Genomic DNA, 18,125 nt, shown 5'->3' with positions numbered 1-18,125 from the left:
AAGAAAGAGAGGGCGATTTAATTTTGCCCTCCCTTTAAAATATTAGGCTTTTTCAATGTGAATGTCGTCATGGACGAGAATGGCCTTTAAATGCTTTGTTTCAGGATGATCGAGAATATAATCAGCCATTTCATCCTCAAGTTTTTCTTGGATCACTCGACGTAGCGGACGGGCACCGAATGTTGGATGGTAGCCAAGTTCAACTAGTCGATCTTTTACATTTTCGGGTACATCCAATTGCATTTCTTGTTCTTTTAGTGTTGTGTTTAACTCCGAAAGCATTAGGTTAACAATTTGCTTCAAATGTTCCTTATCAAGTGATTTGAATTCGATAATATTGTCAAAGCGGTTTAGAAATTCTGGTTTAAAGAAGCTACCTAATGAGTCTAAAACGGAAGACTCTTTAAGGGCTTCGTTATTTTCAAACCCAATCGCTGCTGATTCTTTTGTGTGAACTGAAGCATTACTTGTCATAATGATGACCGCATCTTTAAAGCTAACGGTTCTTCCTTGACTGTCAGTTAGGCGACCATCTTCTAGAATTTGTAGAAACATATGCTGAACATCTGGATGTGCTTTCTCGATTTCATCTAGTAAGATAATGCTATATGGGTTTCGTCTTACTTTTTCAGTTAATTGACCGGCTTCATCATGTCCAATATATCCTGGAGGTGAACCGATTAATTTCGAAACACTATGTTTCTCCATATATTCACTCATATCGAGACGTATCATCGCATCTTTTGAGCCGAATAATTCTTCAGCCAATGTTTTTGATAATTCTGTTTTCCCTACGCCAGTTGGACCGACAAATAGGAAAGATCCAATTGGTCGTTGTTTTGATTTTAATCCCGCACGGCTACGGCGAATGGCTTTGGCTACCTTTTTAACGGCTTCCGGTTGACCAATTACTTTTTTCGCTAAGTTTTCTTCTAAATGTTTCATTTTTAATTGTTCATCTTGTTGAAGTTTTCCAACCGGAATTCCAGTTTTCGTTTCAATTATTTCTTGAATATGCTCGACTGTTACAACTGGCCGATTTTCTTCATCATCTTGATGGTTTAAACGTTTTTCTAGTCGTGCCTCTTCATCTCTTAATTTGGCAGCTTTTTCATAGTTTTCTTTGCTTAGTGCCTCGCTTTTTTCCTTCTCTATGGCAGTAAGGCGCGCTTGAATTTCATCTTTGTCTTGTGTATCAATGTTTAAATTTAATTTGGAACCAGCTTCATCCATTAGGTCAATCGCCTTATCTGGCAAGAAACGGTCCTGAATATAACGATGTGATAAATTTACACAGGCGGTTAACGCTTTATCAGTAAATTGAACTTGGTGGAAATCCTCGTAACGTTTACGTAATCCCTGAATAATTTCCATTGTTTCTTCAAGAGATGGTTCATTTACTTGAACAGGTTGGAATCGGCGTTCAAGTGCGGCATCTTTTTCAATTTGACGATATTCTTTTAATGTTGTTGCACCGATTACTTGTAATTCCCCACGGGCTAATGCTGGTTTTAGAATATTGCCTGCATCCATTGAGCCTTCCGCAGAACCTGCTCCGACTAATAGATGAATTTCATCGATAAATAGTAAAATGTTTTTGTGACTTTGAAGTTCGGAAATAAGTTGCTTCATTCTTTCTTCAAATTGACCACGAATTCCTGTATTAGCCACTAATGAAGCGACGTCTAATAAATAAACCTCTTTGTTTTTTAGTTTTGAAGGTACTTCACCTTCTGAAATTTTTAATGCTAATCCTTCTGCAATGGCCGTTTTCCCAACACCAGGCTCCCCGATTAAAACAGGATTATTTTTGTTTCTACGGTTTAAAATCTCTACCACACGTTTAATTTCTTCATCTCTTCCAATCACAGGGTCAATTAAACCTGCTTTAGCCATTTGGCTTAAATTTCGACCATATCCGTCTAAAAATCCATTTCCACCCTTAGATGGTTTGGCTTGTGATGGAGTAGTAGACGGATCCATAGAGTTTGAAGGGAATGAAAAACCTCCAAAACCTTTGAACAATTCATCCATTGGAAATCCTTCAAATTGATGAAAATTCATAGCGGCACCTCCTGAGTTTAAACCTAATTTTTGTCTTTCTTGTTTATAGCAGTTTGTGCAAAGATGATAGTTTTTCTTTTGACCATTTAACTGTATATGGAATTCAATATTTGCTTGATTTTGTTTGCATTTTTGACAAATCAATTTTCATTCCCCCATCTTTAATTTTTTATAAAAAAGCAGCTTGACTTTGACTAACTTTGACCAATGAAAGAGATTGAATGAAATTTTACATTTGCTAAACCCTTTTCCCCCCATATCTCGTTTTTAGAAACAAGATGGTAAGTTTTATTTTGACTTTGACTATCTTTGACCTTATACGTATATTATAGTTTGACCTTTCTTGACTTTCAAGTCTTTTTTCAAAAAAAGTAGATTTTTTTTACAACAAGACAGGTGTTTTGATTCTAAAAAGATTGCTTGTACATATAGTGGAGTAAGAGCTTTGAAGTGGGGGATTGAATTGAAAAAAATTTACGGTGCCTTCCAAATTGCAGCTGTTTATATAGGAACAGTGGTCGGAGCGGGATTTGCTACAGGAAAGGAAATAGTCGAGTTTTTCTCCCGTTTCGGCTTAATTGGTTTTTTTACTATTCTTATTAGTGGCTATCTATTTATTGTATTAGGTTGTAAATTGATGGAAAAGGCCATTGATTTAAAAGCGAAATCCTATGAAGAGTTAAATGATTATTTATTTGGCCCAGTATTGGGGAAGGCGATGAGTTTGATCATGATGGTTATGTTGATCGGTGTTTGTGGGGTTATGCTAGCTGGTGCGGGGGCGGTGTTTGAAGAACAATTAATGTTGACAAAGCAGATGGGAATTTTTATTACGATTGCCCTTAGTTTCATTATTATGATGGTGGGAACAAAAGGGTTGTTTGCTGTCAATACGTTTGTCGTTCCTTTAATGATCACATTCAATTTAATTGTCATGAGTTATTCTATTACGGATTCACAATTTTTTGTTAACTTCATGCATATCCCAGTCATTACGGATGGGTGGAATTCGGTCGTAGCACCATTTACATATACGGCTTTAAATTTAGCTCTCGCACAGGCAGTTTTAGTTCCCGTTGCCACAGAGGTCAATGACCGAGAAATGGTAAGATGGGGAGGGATCATCGGTGGTTTTTTTTTAACGATTATCTTAATTTCCAGTCATTTTACCTTAATCGGGTTACCGAATGTAGAGATGTATGAAATTCCGATGGCATCCGTAATGAAAACAGTAGGGGCCGGATTATATTGGATTTATGTATGTATTATTTATGGAGAAATATTTACATCCGTTATTGGGAATATTTATGGGTTGGAAAAGCAAATAAAAAAATATATCCCAGTCCATAGCATCCTTATTTATCTATTTGTCCTAATTGTTTCGTTTATTTTAAGTCAAATTCATTATGGAACGTTATTGTCTTATCTATATCCGTTATTTGGGTACTTTAGTTTAGTTTTTTTTGTATTATTGTGGAAAAAGGCGAAAGTTGTGTGATTCAAATGAAAAAAGGGATTTTCCAAAGAAAGACTAGATTGTCATTTTGAAAAATCCCTTCTTAAGGTCATTCGAATGAATCTTATTTTGCTTGGATTGTTTCAGCCATTTTTAAAAATGCATCTAATTGGCTTCCGTTTATATCATCAAATACAGTGATTTTAAGAGCGGTTTTGTCAGATGGGATTAAATAAGCAGAAACGCTGTCTTCTGTATTTTTTGCATTATAGATTTCCGCGTCTTTTAACCAACCTTCTGTAGGAGCTTGTACTGTTTCAATCTTTTGATTCACAGCTGCTAATTGTTCTTTAGATGTTTGAACTACTTGTTGCCAATCATGATCTTTCCCAATCAATTCAATACGCATAAATAACCGATCATTATCCTTTAGGAAAACGATATCTTTATTGGGCTCTTCAGCTGTTAATTCGTATTTTGGTAATACATACATTGAAAATTTTTGATTGTCACTTTCTGAGAGAAAAGCTGTATCTTGTTTTTCTTCATCGTTCACAGTGTAGTTAAGGTTTTGCTCTAATTGACGAATCGTTTGTTCGTCTTTTGGTGAATCTTTCTTTTCCTCATTTGTTTCACCTGGATTTTCTGATTGTTCGGAATCAGTCACTTCTTCTGAAACGGGTGTGTCAGGATCTGTTGTTTCTCCGTCTGCTTCATTAACTTTTTGGTTATCATTTGCACGTTGGGAAGCATCGTTTTCTGATTTTTCTACTTTATTTTGATTCGTCTTTTCACTATTTCCACAAGCAGCTAGACCTAGAGCTGAGATGATCGCTCCGGAAAGTAAAATAATCTGCCATTTTTTCACTAAGATCTCCTCCTCATTTCTTCTATTTCCATTGTAAACCAAAATAGTGTTCCATTGGTTACAAAATAATATCAACCATATGAAAAAAGGAAAACATAAAAAAATAGTGTTCACCTTTTTTCATTCGTTTGAAAAATTTTATTGCCACTCTATCGAAATGGTAATAACACGATCACTAATAAATCAAAAACAAGATGAGAGATAATTAACATTGGAATGCTTTTTTTCCATATGTATAATAAACCCCAACATATTCCCGCAAAAAACGCTGCAATCATCCAAATCATTTTGTCTGCGTATATAAAAATAGAAGCATATAGAAGAGATGATACGATTAATGCGGTCCATTGATTAAAATAGATGGATAACCTTTTTTGAACGAAGCCTCTCCAGAAGATCTCTTCTCCAGGAATAAAAACGAGAATTAACACGATATAGTGCCAAAAAAATTCTGGACTATATAATTTATAAATTCTAGATACTTCACGATCCCAATTTGTAGGTAGGATGGAAAGAAGCCAATCTCCAATCCAAAAAAGTCCATATAATGCAAGACCTGAAAGAATCCCGTACAATAAATAATTGCTCGTTTTTTGTTTATCATCGATTTGTTCACTGACAATGGCAAAACTGATAAAAAATAGGTTCGCGGCAGTATATATATACCAAAAGATATCCTTGTCAGAAAATGTAATATATAAAAGAATATGTGCCAGCACAATACTACTTATAAGCCGCCAATCCTTTGTGCAGTCTTTCATTCACTTACTCCTTTCTAATTTTCAGACTATATTGTAACAAAGTTTCATAAAAGATGTAAATGAAAGTGAATAAAAAGGTGATAGGTGGCAGAGTAAATTAAAGGAGGAAATTGAGAATATGACGATGCAGAAAAGAGAAAAAGAAAGACAATGGAAAGTTCGAAAAGAAAAACAGAATCCACATGGGAAAGTGGCATCATTTAAAGATCTAGCTGGAAAAGAAAAAGAATAGGATGAAAGGGGATGTCCAAAAGAAAAAGTATGTATACTCATTTCAACATGTCAACTGTTCAAAATCAACAGTTTGATTTTTTAATGAAGCAGGCATATATTTCTAGGACATCCTTTTTGTATAGATCAAAATTTGTTGTTAGACTTAATCGAGAATTGTATAATTCTTGTGGTTTACTACGGTTTTTTCTTCTAACTCAAGTTCCCGATAGTTTTCCATATATGTCAAATCCACAATAACCGAATTGTCATTTACTTTTTCAACTTTTCCCTTCAGTCCTTCTCTAAATTCAATAACGTCCCCAATTTGAGCTATATTCAATACCCTCTCTCCTTTACAAAAATGATGTTTATGGTGATGATGGAACATGAAAAAACACTTTTCCGAGAATACAATCAATTATTTACAGTTTGCCTTAAATTAGAAGAAAGGTAAAGGGATTTCGCTGAATTTTAAGATAATTTCAAGTTTAGGGGTGTGAAGGATGGATTCGTTTAATGAATTGATGGATCAACTGAAAAATGGAGAAATTGAGAAAATCTATGTAAAAAAGGAAGATTTTTTAACATTTCGTCGTTTGTTGGTGGCTAGGGAAGACTTTAAACATTTTCGTGGGATCGCTGATCGAGGAGGAAATGTAGAATATGAGTATTTAGAAGAGGCAAGAAGCTAAAAAAGCTTGTAAATTTCACTAAAATATTCACAAATAAAGGGGGAGGAGATGATAATGAATTATTCGATTGATTTGTATAGTGTACGAATTGTCTTTAAAGTGAAATTTCAACCAATTGGGGAATTGCTATCCATTTAGGGCTGGAATTATTAATGGAAAGGGTGGCAAATAGACTAGTCTAGTCACTCTTTTTTTACTTAGAATACATAAAGATAATGAAATATTATTGATGTTACGGTAGTAAATTGACGAATAATAAAAGATTGGTTAATGTAGAATTATTCCTTCTCTAGTTGATTTAATTTTATATAAAATGGAAGCTTTGATTGGTATTGAGACTATTAGAGTTAGAACATCTTATTAAATTGTTGTGTAAAGGAGCAGGTGAATAACATGATTCAAAAAGAATTTACAGTGACTGCAGAAACGGGTATTCATGCACGTCCTGCAACATTACTCGTCCAAACTGCAAGTAGTTTTGAAAGCGAATTACAACTTCAATATAAAGAACGAATCGTCAACTTAAAATCAATTATGGGTGTCATGTCTTTAGGAATTGGTCAAGGTGCAAAAATTCGTATTTTTGCAGAAGGAAGTGACCAAGAGAAAGCGTTACAAACATTAGGGGAAATGTTAAATAACGAAGGTTTAGCGGAATAATGTCAAAAGTATTAAAGGGAATTGGGGCTTCACGGGGGATTGCGATTGCTAAGGCCTATCGAATGGTAGAGCCTGATCTTTCCTTCGAGAAAAAAGAAGTAACCCAATGTGAAAAAGAAGTCGCTCGATTTAAAAAGGCTTTACACTCTGCTGAAAAAGAACTTTTGGAGCTAAAGGATCACGCAAAAAAAAATGTAGGCGAGGAAGAGGCATCTATTATCGATGCGCATTTATGTTTAGTCAATGATCCTGAGTTGATTTCAATGGTCATGGATCGGATAAGAAAAAAGCGAGTAAATGCAGAATATGCATTGAGTGAAACGATAAATTTTCATCTATCCATGTTTGGAACGATCGAGAATGAATACATGAATGAACGTGTGGCAGATATCCAAGATGTTTCTAAACGTATTCTTTCTCATCTATTAAATGTACATAGGCTTAATCCAAAGTTGATCACGGAAGAAGTGATTATTGTTTCAGCGGATTTATCCCCTTCTGAAGCTGTTCAATTAAATAAATCATTTGTAAAAGGGTTTATCTCTGATATTGGTGGGCGGACTTCCCATACCGCAATTATTGCTAAGTCATTAGAAATCCCTGCTGTTGTGGGGACGAAGCAGGCAATGAATGAAATTCTAACTGGGGATCTTGTCATTCTTGATGGAATAAATGGGAAAGTGCATATCAATCCAACTAGAGAAATAATTGAAAACTATAAAAAAATGTCCCTCCAATACGAAGCGGATAAGAAGGAATGGTTTCAATTGGTAAATGAAACGACATTAACCCAAGATGGCCGATTGATTAAGATCGGTGCCAATATCAATACCCCCAAGGATGTACATACTGTACTGTCAAATGGTGGGGAAGCGATTGGATTGTTTCGAACGGAATTCCTCTACATGGGTAGAAAAGAACTTCCGAGTGAAGAAGAACAATTCGAGGCTTATAAAGAAGTGCTTATAAAAATGGACGAAAAGCCAGTCATCATTAGGACTCTTGATATTGGTGGAGATAAAGGATTATCTTATTTACAATTTCCGAGTGAAATCAATCCGTTTTTAGGATTTCGGGCGATTCGTATATGTCTTCAGGAGCAAATGATTTTTCGTACACAGCTTCGTGCATTATTACGTGCAAGTGCATACGGGAATTTGAAAATCATGTTTCCAATGATTGCAACTTTAACTGAATTTCAAGAGGCCAAAAACATTCTGGAAGAGGAAAAAGACAAGCTAAAATTAGCTGGGATTCACTTTTCTGAGAAAATAGAAATTGGAATGATGATTGAAACCCCTTCATCTGCATTGATGGCTGATCACTTTGCAAAAGAAGCCGATTTTTTTAGCATTGGAACGAACGATTTAATTCAATTCACAATGGCCGCCGACCGCATGAATGAAAAGGTGGAGTATCTTTATCAACCATACCATCCTGCTATTTTACGATTCATTAAAATGATTGTAGATGCTGCTAAAAAGGAAGGAATATGGGTTGGAATGTGCGGAGAAATGGCAGAAGATGAACGGATGATCCCTATTTTAATAGGGCTAGGAGTTCAAGGGATTTCAATGAATGTTCATTCAATTTTGAGAGCTCGTTCTTTAATAAAAAAATTAAATAGAGTAGAAATGCAAGCGCTTTCTGAGCGTTTACTAAATTTGACAACGGGTGAAAAAGTAATAGAAGAATTAGAACAAAGTATAAAAATCAATTAGCATTAAAAAAATTCCAAATGAAGCGGGAGCCAATTCCGCTTTTTATTTTTGTCTAGTGTACTTAATATTTAGAACTTTGGATAAGTCTATAAAAAATGTTATACACGGCAAGCCTTCAGCGCCAATCGGTTAGCTTATTTCTCCGTCTTTTCCCTCCAATAAGTCAACATCAGCTCGTGAAGGGCCTCGCCGTGTTTCCTTTATCTCAGTCGAAAACTACGAAATTCGAACGCCGATGGTTTAGGCGCTTTTCGTTGTTTTTCTTAAGAAGACGATGAAAAAGACGGAAAATAAGAGCGAAAAAAGGGAAATGCATGAAAATTGCGAATCTATTATAATAGGAAGAGAGAGGAGGAGAAAGAATTGCCAAATTTAAAAGGAAAAAATGCACTCGTTGTTGCCTCTAGCCAAGGTTTAGGTGAAGCAATCGCTAGAAAGTTTGCCAAAGAAGGCGCAAATGTGATGTTAGCAAGCCGAAATGAACAAAAGCTTCAAATGATCCAAGAGGAACTAGCACCAAATAGTGAAGGGGTCATCAAATGGGTTAAATGTGATGTGACAAATGCTAGGGATATTAAAAACATGGTGACTGAAACGAATCAATCGTTCGGCCCCTTGAATATTTTAGTGAATAATGCTGGGGGTCCTCCTGCAGGAACATTTGAGGATATGTCAGATGAGGATTGGAACAATGGGTTTGAGTTGAACTTATTATCTTATATTCGGATTATTCGTGAGGCACTTCCATCTTTAAAACAATCTGGAGGGAAAATTATTAATATCGCTTCCTCTTCTATTAAAGAACCAATCCCTGGATTGATTTTATCGAATACATTTCGAACAGGCATTATTGGTTTGTCAAAAACATTAGCACAGGAATTTGCTCCTTACCGTATTTTGGTGAACACTGTCGCACCAGGAAGAATTGCAACCGAAAGAATCCGTCAACTAGATGAGATAAATGCCCAAAAATTAAATCTACCAATAGAGGAAGTACAAAAAGTCATGAAAGAAAAAATTCCGTTGAAAAGGTATGGAGAGCCAGAGGAATTTGCGAATGTTGTTGCTTTTTTAGCCTCTGATGAAAACTCCTATATGACAGGAAGCAGTTTTTTGGTAGATGGTGGGATGGTCAAGTCGATTTAATGAGGGATAATTTCCTGGAACTTAATATAAAATAAGGCTTTTTTTATTAAAATGGGTGTTTATAGAGGATAAAAAGCGGGAATGATGAGAAAGAGCATATCAATTGGAGATTCTCATTCAACCCCCCTTTTCAAAAGAGCCATGTATTCTACAGGCTCTCTTTTTTTTGAGAACGAGCACTTGATTCTAAGATGAAGCTATTCAATATACAAGCTTCATGAGTACAATAAGAAGGAAATAGAAATAAGAAACAGTCTAAATGAATTAAGGGGGAAACGAAATGAAAAGTACAATTGGGTTTATAGGGACAGGTGTAATGGGAAAAAGTATGGCGGGACATATTCAAAAAGCGGGTTACCCACTGATCGTATATAATCGAACTAAATCAAAGGCAGAGGAATTGATTCAAAATGGAGCGATATGGGCAGAAACCCCAAAGCAAATGGTTGAACAAGCATCTATTATATTCACGATCATTGGGGAGCCACAAGATGTGGAGGAAGTCTATTTTGGAGAAAATGGATTGATTCCGAATGGGAAGGGTGGACAAATTTTAATTGACATGACCACCTCACAGCCTTCACTTGCTAAAGATATTTACATACAGGCAAAAGAAAAAGGAATGTTTTCGCTTGATGCACCCGTGTCAGGTGGAGATATAGGGGCTGAAAACGGAACTTTGGCTATTATGGTTGGGGGAGATGAGGACATCTTCAATAAAGTGCATCCCCTCCTTTCCACTTTCGGGGATAATATTGTCTATCAAGGAGGAGCAGGTGCAGGTCAGCATACAAAAATGTGTAATCAAATTGCGATATGTACCAATATGATTGGAATCTGTGAATCTATTTTGTATGCAGAAAAGGCAGGACTTGATCCTGAATCGGTGTTAAAGAGTATTTCATCTGGCGCCGCAGGAAGTTGGTCACTTTCAAACTTAGCCCCAAGAATCATTCAAAAGGATTATGCACCAGGTTTTTATATCAAGCATTTTATTAAAGATATGAAGATCGCTTTATCTGAAGCAGAAAAATTAGGCATCGATTTACCTGGCCTTACACTAGCAAAAGAAATGTATGAAAAAGTGGCACAAAAAGGGGAAGAATACAACGGAACACAGGCTCTCATCAAATATTGGTCATAACTTTATTTTTTTGAATAAATGAACCATTTCCTCACATACTAACATTAGTATTTTAAAGGAGGAAATATTATGGCTAAAAAAACGAAGAAAAATGATGCCGATCAGAAAAATAAAAAAGGATTCGATTCAGCTGTCCTAGATTCTGAATTCTCCCATGAGTTTGGTAGTGCAGCAACTAATAAAATTCATAAAGATAAAGCGAAGAAAGAAAAAGCTTCAAAAAATAACGGTCGATATAAAGGATAATTTTATATTAATAAACGTGCCCGTGAATGGCACGTTTATTATTTATTCCAAATACACCGGTAAGCATGTCCCTTTCTTGATCGACAATCATTTCATTTATAAAATCCCAATCCTCGAAAGAGTCTTTCACCATTCTGGAGCTTGAGAAAATTATGAGGAAATGGGCTGAAAGGGAGTTAGGTATGATTCGTACATGTGTGTTGAAAAAAGATGGAGAAGTTATGTATAATGTACCGTTACAAGATGTGAAAAAAACTGATGTGAGTTGGTATTGGGTTGATTTTTCCGATACGACAAGAAAAGAGGAAAAACTACTAGGACATTTTTTTCGCTTTCATCCTCTTGCGATTGAGGACTGCTTAGACTCCCGAAGTGAACGTCCAAAGGTGGATTTTTATGATACATATTTCTTTTTTTTAGTACATGCGATTAATCAAGCCACTCTTGAAGCATATGAAGTGGATATTTTTATCAGTGATCAATTCATTGTCACTTTTCATAAACAACAAGTACGTGCATTAAATAATTTATGGGATCAAATCCAAAAGGACGATATTTTAAAGGAGGGGCCATTTCTCGTCTTACATAGTATCGTTGATAAGTTAGTAGATGATTATTTTCCTCCTGTCTATCGGATTGAGGACCAGTTGAATCAAATTGAGGATAACACAGAAGATGAGTCAATCAATGAGTTAATGGATAAGATTTTTGACATTCGTCATGATATGTCCAAATTACGGCGTTCATTCATCCCGATGAGAGACTTATTGTATAGAATGCTCAATTCGGTTCGATTGGAGTCTGTGCATAAACATAAATTGTATTTTCATGATATTTATGATCATTTAATTAAATTAGTTGAGATGTTGGAATCCTATCGAGAATTTTCGTCTGATATACGTGATAATTATTTATCGATTAGTTCAAACCGGATGAACACAACGATGATGACCTTGACTGTTATTACAACGATTTTTATGCCATTAACGTTTATTGTAGGCATTTATGGGATGAATTTCGATCATATGCCAGAACTACACTTTAAATATGGCTATTTCTTCATTTTGGGAATTATGTCATTAATTGCTCTGATTATGGTTACGATTTTTATGAAGGTAGGTTGGCTACGTTTAGGGAAGAAAAAGCTAAAGGGAAAAAGGAAGATTCAGTTGAAATAGGGACCAGAATCTTCTGTATAGAGCTAGAAGAGCATGCCTATTTTAAAATCTAACGTATCGATCATTGGACAAGATTTCGTGATTCGGATGAAAGAAAACGTGGATTAGCCACGAAAAGGATCAAACGTGACCCGAGATATTACTTTTCACCTTTATGAAAAATAAATCCTATATCCTAGAAAAAATGAGAATAACTTGAGAAAGATGATCTATAATGGTGGAACATGGTATAGTATAAGAAAAAGGATGGAAGGACGTTTTTCATGAATAATGAGATTGGTATATTACTTGAAAGTGGAACAAATGAACTTGAAATTGTTGAATTTGAAGTAAATAACAATAAATATGGGATAAATGTGATCAAAGTAAAGGAAATAATTCAACCACTGCCTGTAACATTTGTTCCCCATGCCCATGAACATATTGAAGGGATTATTCAACTACGTGGGGAAGTTCTCCCTGTGATTAATATGTCAAAAGTATTAGGGATTCCCTCCATTGAAAGTAGGAGTACTGATAAGTATATCGTGACGGAATTTAATAAACAAAAGGCTGTATTCCATGTTCAAAATGTATCAAGAATTCATCGGATCTCATGGAATGATATTGAAAAACCCTCCGATATGTATCAAGGTGGAAATAGCCAAATTATAGGAGTTGTTAAAAGGGATGAACAAATGATCCTGTTACTAGATTTTGAAAAGATTGTGGTCAATATCAATCCACAGTCTGGGATTCATGTTGGTCAAATTAAAAAATTAGGGAAAAGAGAACGTTCATCAAAGAAAATTGTTGTTGCAGAGGATTCAGCCCTTTTAAGAAAGTTGATTGGTGATACATTAGCTGAAGCAGGATATGAAAATGTGGAGTTTTTTGAAGATGGGCAAGCGGGTTTACATTACTTAGAATCACTTGCCGAAGAAACGATTCATATTGAAGAGAGAGTCCAAATCGTCATTACGGATATTGAAATGCCGCAAATGGATGGGCATCATTTTACAAAACGGATTAAAGAACATCCCGTATTAAATAAACTTCCTGTTGTCATCTTTTCTTCATTGATTACAGATGACCTCCGTCACAAAGGAGAAAGGGTCGGGGCTAACGCACAAGTAAGTAAACCTGAAATCGCTGAACTTGTAATGAAGATAGACAAGCTTATATTATAAAAATTTCCATCTCAAGGGGAAATAAATACAAAAGGGCATCGGTTTATTTGAACCGATGCCCTTTTGGGTTGTTGCCGTCTAGCTACAGCGCCTACGCCGATGAGCAAGGCGTAGGCGCTGTAGCTTTTGTTTCTATGATTAATAAAAAGATTCACCTAATGGTTTGAAAACGGGACGTGTATATCTTTTTTTTCTATTAGATGAATGAGTGCCAGTTTCTTTCATCCCCGTGTAATCTTGAAGCAATTTTTTAGCTTGTAGAAGGTTTAAACGGCTTTTTGGATTTCGAGTTTTTTTATCAAGATGGCCTAAATGTGGCAATGTATCGAAATCCCCTTTACAAGGCGGAATATGGAAAGTATACTCCCCACATGTAACAAGAACATCTGATTGTTGTTGACTAAATTTTGGATTAGCGGAATAATGTAATCCAATCTTTTTAGCTTTTCCTTCTGTGATCATTTTTAAAATGGCCTTCTTTTTTAAACCGTATAAGTATTTTGGATTCGTAGCTGTTTTTGCATGACGATTTACTGTAAAGATTGCTTTTGAGAGGTTTGATGCTGTTGGGGGTAATGAGGGCAACTCATTTTGGGTCTTCAAGGGTAAATGCTCCTTTCGCACCTTTTTCTAATATTATATCTTTTTTTACACTAAATGAAAAGTGTTCGCTATGTTTTAATGGAGGTTTTTTTGTTTACACTAAAGAAAAAAATCTTTCTTCAGAAAAGTTTACAGTTTATAGTAAAAAATAGATGGAAAAGTCTACATATTCTTTACGAAATATTTACAAAAATGAAATATTTTTTAAAAGGATGAGTGATAAAGTGGAAAATATGAAAAAGTACAAAAAATATGCCGTAATTGACATTGGATCTAATACAATTCGACTAGTAGTTTATTCATTAAGAAAAACAAATATACACGAACTTGAAAATGTAAAGGTACCATCAAGACTTCGAAATTTTTTGGGCAAGGATCTTTATCTCAATGAACTTGGGATGGACCATTTGCTATCAGTATTAACTAGTTTCAAGGAGATTATTCTTTTCCACGAGGTAGAGGAAGTCGTCTGTATTGCGACAGCCACTATAAGACAAGCGATGAATCGAGAAGAAATAGTTAAAAGGATTCATCAATTAACCAAGTTTGAAGTGGAAATCTTATCTGGTCAAGAGGAAGCCTATTATGGATTATCTGCTGTCTTAAAGACACTCCCTGTTAATTCGGGAATTACGATTGATATTGGGGGAGGTAGCACGGAAATCACGTATTTTGAAGATAGACAATTAAAAAACTCTCATAGCTTTCCATTTGGTGTCGTTTCCTTAAAGCAACAGTTCATTAAAGGAAACCAAATGACATCGGAGGAACTGCAAAAGATAGGGCAATATATTATTCAACAATTTGAGACATTGCCATGGTTAAAAAACAAGCAATTGCCAATTATCACCATCGGAGGGAGTGCGAGAAATTTAGCTCAGATCGATCAGCAAAAGAGGGATTATCCTTTAAGTATAGTGCATCAATATGAAATGTCACGACAAGAATACGGTCATCTTCGTGAGCAGCTCCTTCCTCTTAATTATGAACAATTAGAAAAAGTGGATGGGTTATCAAAAGATAGGGCAGACCTGATTTTACCTGCCGTTGAGATCCTTTACCATTTAATTTCTTTTTGTGATTCGCCTGGATTGATGTTTAGTGGAAAGGGTCTTAGAGATGGGTTCGTAATGGAAATGTTAACAGATACGAAATGGAAACTCATTTCAGATTGTATCGAAAATAGTGTAATGGACTTGCTAGAAACCTTTCAGCAGAACCATCAACACATCGCACAAATGCAGTGGTTGTACCATCAAATGCTAGTCGGATTACAAAACCATCATTTTTTCCCTACAACTCCAGAACAAAGATTTTTATTAAAACAAGCAACTACTTTGTTCTACTTGGGGGAGTATTTAGGTAGATCAGAAAAAAGTCAGCATACTTTTTATATCTTATCTAACACGGTTATGTTCGGATTAACCCATAAAGAAAAAATTATGATTGCTGCGATCGCTTCTTATAAGAATTTTTCTACACTAAAGCAGTATTTGCAGCCATTTCTTGAATGGTTTTCGAAGGAAGAAATCAGTTGGATAAGAGAGCACGGCTCATTGTTAAAATTCTGTTACAGTTTAAATGTTACGAAAAGAAATGTTGTAAAAGAAATCCAAATTTTGAAAGAATATGATAAAATAGTAGTAAAGGGCTATTGTATAAAGGGCTATTTAGCAGAACAACAGCAAATCGAAAAACAAAGACGACATCTTGAAAAAGTATTGCAATTACCTATTAATGTAATATTTCAACTATTATAAAAAGATAAAGAGAAGGTGCCATCGTGGGAAGCAATAGGGGAAGAAATTTAGAGAATCCAGAATATTACAATAATCGCGAACTTAGTTGGTTGGCTTTTAATGAAAGAGTATTGCAAGAATCTACATTACAAAATAACCCACTTCTTGAGTGCTTTAAATTTTTAGCTATTTTTAGTTCAAATTTAGATGAATTTTTTATGGTAAGGGTAGCAGGCTTAAAAGATCAGGTAAAAGCGGGTTTTAATAAACCAGAAAATAAGGCTGGTTTGACGCCTATTCAACAATTAAAGGCGATTAGTGATAGGACTCATGCTCTTGTGGAGAAACAGTATAACACATTTAATTCTGTTTTAATTCCAGCCCTTTTGGATGCTAATGTTTGTTTTAAAAATATAAATGAATTACAAGAAGAACAGATTGCCTTTTTAGAAAAATATTTTGATGAACAAATTTTTCCAGTGTTAACGCCAATGGCTGTGGATGCATACCGTCCATTCCCAATGCTCGCAAACAAAAGCCTTAATATCGTTGTGATGCTTCACGAACAAAATGATGAAGAAGGTCATGATCGAGTAGCTCTCGTTCAAGTACCTGCTGTATTAGATCGAACCATTCAAGTTCCTTTTGATGATATGGAATGCTATGTGTATTTGGAAGATGTCATTGCTTTTTTCATAAATAAACTATTTACAGGATATGAAGTGAAATCTGTCAATGTTTTCCGAATTACAAGAAATGCCGATTTAACCATTCATGAGGAAGGAGCAAGAGACTTACTTTTGGAAATAGAAAAGGAGTTAAAGAAAAGAAAATGGGGAGCAGCGGTGCGCTTAGAATTCCAGGATAAAGATATGGATGAGCGCGTCATAACATATCTATTAAAAGAATTAGAAATATCTTATGCAGATTTATATATCAATAACGGGCCCCTTGATTTAACATTTTTATTTTCTTTTATTAAAAAGATTAAAGAGACAAGAGAAGAATTATTGTATGAGACGTTTATACCACAGCCACCTATGGATGTGAAATCTGATGAATCCATTTTTCAAAAGGCGATGGAGCAAGACTTATTTTTCCATCATCCCTATGAATCTTTTGAACCCATTGTCGATTTTGTTTCACAAGCAGCGGATGATCGATGTGTGTTAGCGATTAAACAAACACTTTACCGAGTTAGTGGGGATTCCCCTATTATTGAAGCACTCAAAAGGGCGGCTGAAAATGGCAAACAAGTAACAGTTCTCGTTGAGTTAAAAGCTCGTTTTGATGAAGAAAATAATGTTCAATGGGCAAAGGAGCTGGAAAAAGCAGGTTGTCATGTAATATATGGAATGCATAATTTAAAAACCCATAGTAAAATTACATTGGTCGTCAGAAAACGTAACGGACGAATTGAGCGCTTTGTTCATTTAGGTACAGGGAATTATAATGATCAAACGGCTAAATTATATACCGATATGGGGCTCATTACATCCAAAAGGAAATTTGGAATTGATGCGACAAACTTTTTTAACTATTTAAGTGGCTATACAGAAATCCCTAAGTTTCACCATATTACCATGGCGCCTTTTGGAATTCGTAAAAAATTTATTCAATTAATAGATCAAGAAATATTATTTCATAAAAAGTACGGAAATGGACGAATCATCTTAAAAATGAACTCCTTAACAGATAAAGTTCTTATTATGAAACTATATGAGGCTTCAATTATTGGAGTGAAAATCAATTGTATTATTCGTGGAATATGTTGTTTACGACCAGGGATTCCAGGAGTAAGTGAAAACATTCAGGTCGTTAGTATTGTCGGTCGTTTCCTTGAACATAGTCGAATCTATTATTTTCATCATAATGGAGAAGAGAAAATCTATCTTTCTTCTGCAGACATGATGACAAGAAACATGGTGAAACGGGTAGAAATATTATTCCCGATCTATGAGGGCGAGTTGAAAAAACGATTATTCTCAATTTTAACTCTACAATTAAATGATAATATCAAGGCTCGTTATCAAGATAATGAGGGAAAATACCATTATGTTAAGAAAAATGATCAAAATCTTGTGAATAGTCAAATAGAACTGCTGAAGAAAGCATATCAAGTAACCCTTGATGATGAAGAATAAAAAATGTTTTTACTTTTTAGAGGCTCATTTAAGGCCTCTTTTTTTCCGCTATTTTAATGGATTGATTCATTTTATCCCGCCATAACGGGCAGTAAAACCTCCGACCTCAAAATGATTTGGAAACAAAGAAGATAGGTGGAGGATCACTGTCCCTAAGGTCCGATAAGGTCAACCAACATTCAGTAGGGGATGAAGAAAACCCCTACTGAATGAAGTTGCACTTTATGAAAATATTAGTTATGGAAATTCTTACATTTTTCTGTCATGCAAATGAATAGCCGTATATTTCAAAATAATAATAAAGGAAAAACCCCCAAAAGA

At 35.1% G+C, this 18,125-nt stretch carries 17 protein-coding genes; 12 read left to right on the top strand and 5 right to left on the bottom strand.

The window, feature by feature from the left end:
- Positions 1-42: 42 nt before the first annotated feature.
- Positions 43-2,208 carry an ATP-dependent Clp protease ATP-binding subunit gene (locus tag J2S13_RS06085; protein ID WP_307256833.1) on the bottom strand — a complete coding sequence of 722 codons (2,166 nt, stop codon included), beginning with the start codon at positions 2,206-2,208 and terminating at the stop codon, positions 43-45.
- A 319-nt stretch (positions 2,209-2,527) separates the two neighbouring features.
- Between J2S13_RS06085 and J2S13_RS06080 the strand changes: the two genes are divergently transcribed.
- Positions 2,528-3,562: a YkvI family membrane protein gene (locus J2S13_RS06080; protein WP_307256832.1), complete on the top strand. Its 1,035-nt coding sequence runs from the start codon at positions 2,528-2,530 to the stop codon at positions 3,560-3,562.
- Positions 3,563-3,644: 82 nt separating this feature from the next.
- On the opposite strand, the gene J2S13_RS06075 is transcribed toward J2S13_RS06080, so the two are convergent.
- The gene (locus tag J2S13_RS06075) at positions 3,645-4,388 is read right to left on the bottom strand and encodes a DUF8580 domain-containing lipoprotein (protein ID WP_307256831.1); all 744 of its coding nucleotides are present in this window, start codon (positions 4,386-4,388) and stop codon (positions 3,645-3,647) included.
- A 149-nt stretch (positions 4,389-4,537) separates the two neighbouring features.
- The gene (locus J2S13_RS06070; RefSeq protein WP_307256830.1) at positions 4,538-5,149 is read right to left on the bottom strand and encodes a CPBP family intramembrane glutamic endopeptidase; all 612 of its coding nucleotides are present in this window, start codon (positions 5,147-5,149) and stop codon (positions 4,538-4,540) included.
- Between the two features lie 118 nt (positions 5,150-5,267).
- Between J2S13_RS06070 and J2S13_RS06065 the strand changes: the two genes are divergently transcribed.
- On the top strand, positions 5,268-5,381 hold the full coding sequence (locus J2S13_RS06065; protein WP_307256829.1) for a DUF6254 family protein: 114 nt from the start codon (positions 5,268-5,270) through the stop codon (positions 5,379-5,381).
- Positions 5,382-5,525: 144 nt separating this feature from the next.
- Here the strand turns inward: J2S13_RS06065 and J2S13_RS06060 are convergent, their stop codons facing one another.
- Entirely contained in the window at positions 5,526-5,702 is a 177-nt protein-coding gene (locus J2S13_RS06060) for a YkvS family protein (RefSeq protein WP_307256828.1), read from the bottom strand.
- A gap of 163 nt (positions 5,703-5,865) precedes the next feature.
- Between J2S13_RS06060 and ykzS the strand changes: the two genes are divergently transcribed.
- The 8 genes from ykzS to J2S13_RS06020 all read left to right on the top strand — a co-directional run bounded on the left by ykzS (position 5,866) and on the right by J2S13_RS06020 (position 13,318).
- A complete protein-coding gene (gene ykzS, locus J2S13_RS06055; protein ID WP_307256827.1) occupies positions 5,866-6,054 on the top strand; it encodes a protein YkzS in 189 nt (62 codons plus the stop codon).
- 393 nt (positions 6,055-6,447) lie between these two features.
- The gene (locus J2S13_RS06050) at positions 6,448-6,714 is read left to right on the top strand and encodes a phosphocarrier protein HPr (RefSeq protein ID WP_307256826.1); all 267 of its coding nucleotides are present in this window, start codon (positions 6,448-6,450) and stop codon (positions 6,712-6,714) included.
- Positions 6,714-8,435, top strand: coding sequence for a phosphoenolpyruvate--protein phosphotransferase (ptsP, locus tag J2S13_RS06045; protein WP_307256825.1), 1,722 nt, complete (start codon positions 6,714-6,716; stop codon positions 8,433-8,435). Before J2S13_RS06050 ends, ptsP begins: the two co-directional genes overlap by 1 nt.
- A gap of 363 nt (positions 8,436-8,798) precedes the next feature.
- Positions 8,799-9,581 carry an SDR family oxidoreductase gene (locus J2S13_RS06040; RefSeq protein WP_307256824.1) on the top strand — a complete coding sequence of 261 codons (783 nt, stop codon included), beginning with the start codon at positions 8,799-8,801 and terminating at the stop codon, positions 9,579-9,581.
- A gap of 280 nt (positions 9,582-9,861) precedes the next feature.
- Positions 9,862-10,725 (top strand): NAD(P)-dependent oxidoreductase, encoded by an 864-nt coding sequence (locus J2S13_RS06035; protein WP_307256823.1) that lies wholly within the window; start codon positions 9,862-9,864, stop codon positions 10,723-10,725.
- A 69-nt stretch (positions 10,726-10,794) separates the two neighbouring features.
- Complete coding sequence (locus tag J2S13_RS06030) at positions 10,795-10,971, top strand: hypothetical protein (RefSeq protein WP_307256822.1); 177 nt, start codon at positions 10,795-10,797, stop codon at positions 10,969-10,971.
- A 182-nt stretch (positions 10,972-11,153) separates the two neighbouring features.
- Entirely contained in the window at positions 11,154-12,149 is a 996-nt protein-coding gene (gene corA / locus J2S13_RS06025; RefSeq protein ID WP_307256821.1) for a magnesium/cobalt transporter CorA, read from the top strand.
- 263 nt (positions 12,150-12,412) lie between these two features.
- Positions 12,413-13,318, top strand: coding sequence for a chemotaxis protein (locus tag J2S13_RS06020; protein ID WP_307256820.1), 906 nt, complete (start codon positions 12,413-12,415; stop codon positions 13,316-13,318).
- 138 nt (positions 13,319-13,456) lie between these two features.
- On the opposite strand, the gene J2S13_RS06015 is transcribed toward J2S13_RS06020, so the two are convergent.
- Positions 13,457-13,921 (bottom strand): YkyB family protein, encoded by a 465-nt coding sequence (locus J2S13_RS06015; protein WP_307256819.1) that lies wholly within the window; start codon positions 13,919-13,921, stop codon positions 13,457-13,459.
- Positions 13,922-14,154: 233 nt separating this feature from the next.
- On the opposite strand from J2S13_RS06015, the gene J2S13_RS06010 reads away from it, so the two are divergent.
- Together J2S13_RS06010 and J2S13_RS06005 are read left to right on the top strand one after the other, a co-directional pair.
- The gene (locus J2S13_RS06010; RefSeq protein ID WP_307256818.1) at positions 14,155-15,681 is read left to right on the top strand and encodes a Ppx/GppA family phosphatase; all 1,527 of its coding nucleotides are present in this window, start codon (positions 14,155-14,157) and stop codon (positions 15,679-15,681) included.
- 20 nt (positions 15,682-15,701) lie between these two features.
- Positions 15,702-17,804 carry an RNA degradosome polyphosphate kinase gene (locus J2S13_RS06005; protein ID WP_370873972.1) on the top strand — a complete coding sequence of 701 codons (2,103 nt, stop codon included), beginning with the start codon at positions 15,702-15,704 and terminating at the stop codon, positions 17,802-17,804.
- The last annotated feature ends 321 nt before the right edge of the window (positions 17,805-18,125 follow it).

Source organism: Oikeobacillus pervagus (genome assembly GCF_030813365.1).
Lineage (GTDB): Bacteria > Bacillota > Bacilli > Bacillales > DSM-23947 > Oikeobacillus > Oikeobacillus pervagus.
This window is presented reverse-complemented; position numbering and strand designations above follow the sequence as displayed.

Coding starts and splice junctions, on each gene's coding strand:
- J2S13_RS06020 (WP_307256820.1), top strand. CDS start 12,413: ATGAATAATGAGATTGGTATATTACTTGAAAGTGGAACAAATGAACTT.
- J2S13_RS06065 (WP_307256829.1), top strand. CDS start 5,268: ATGACGATGCAGAAAAGAGAAAAAGAAAGACAATGGAAAGTTCGAAAA.
- J2S13_RS06035 (WP_307256823.1), top strand. CDS start 9,862: ATGAAAAGTACAATTGGGTTTATAGGGACAGGTGTAATGGGAAAAAGT.
- J2S13_RS06030 (WP_307256822.1), top strand. CDS start 10,795: ATGGCTAAAAAAACGAAGAAAAATGATGCCGATCAGAAAAATAAAAAA.
- ykzS (WP_307256827.1), top strand. CDS start 5,866: ATGGATTCGTTTAATGAATTGATGGATCAACTGAAAAATGGAGAAATT.
- J2S13_RS06070 (WP_307256830.1), bottom strand. CDS start 5,149: ATGAAAGACTGCACAAAGGATTGGCGGCTTATAAGTAGTATTGTGCTG.
- J2S13_RS06010 (WP_307256818.1), top strand. CDS start 14,155: ATGAAAAAGTACAAAAAATATGCCGTAATTGACATTGGATCTAATACA.
- corA (WP_307256821.1), top strand. CDS start 11,154: ATGATTCGTACATGTGTGTTGAAAAAAGATGGAGAAGTTATGTATAAT.
- J2S13_RS06050 (WP_307256826.1), top strand. CDS start 6,448: ATGATTCAAAAAGAATTTACAGTGACTGCAGAAACGGGTATTCATGCA.
- ptsP (WP_307256825.1), top strand. CDS start 6,714: ATGTCAAAAGTATTAAAGGGAATTGGGGCTTCACGGGGGATTGCGATT.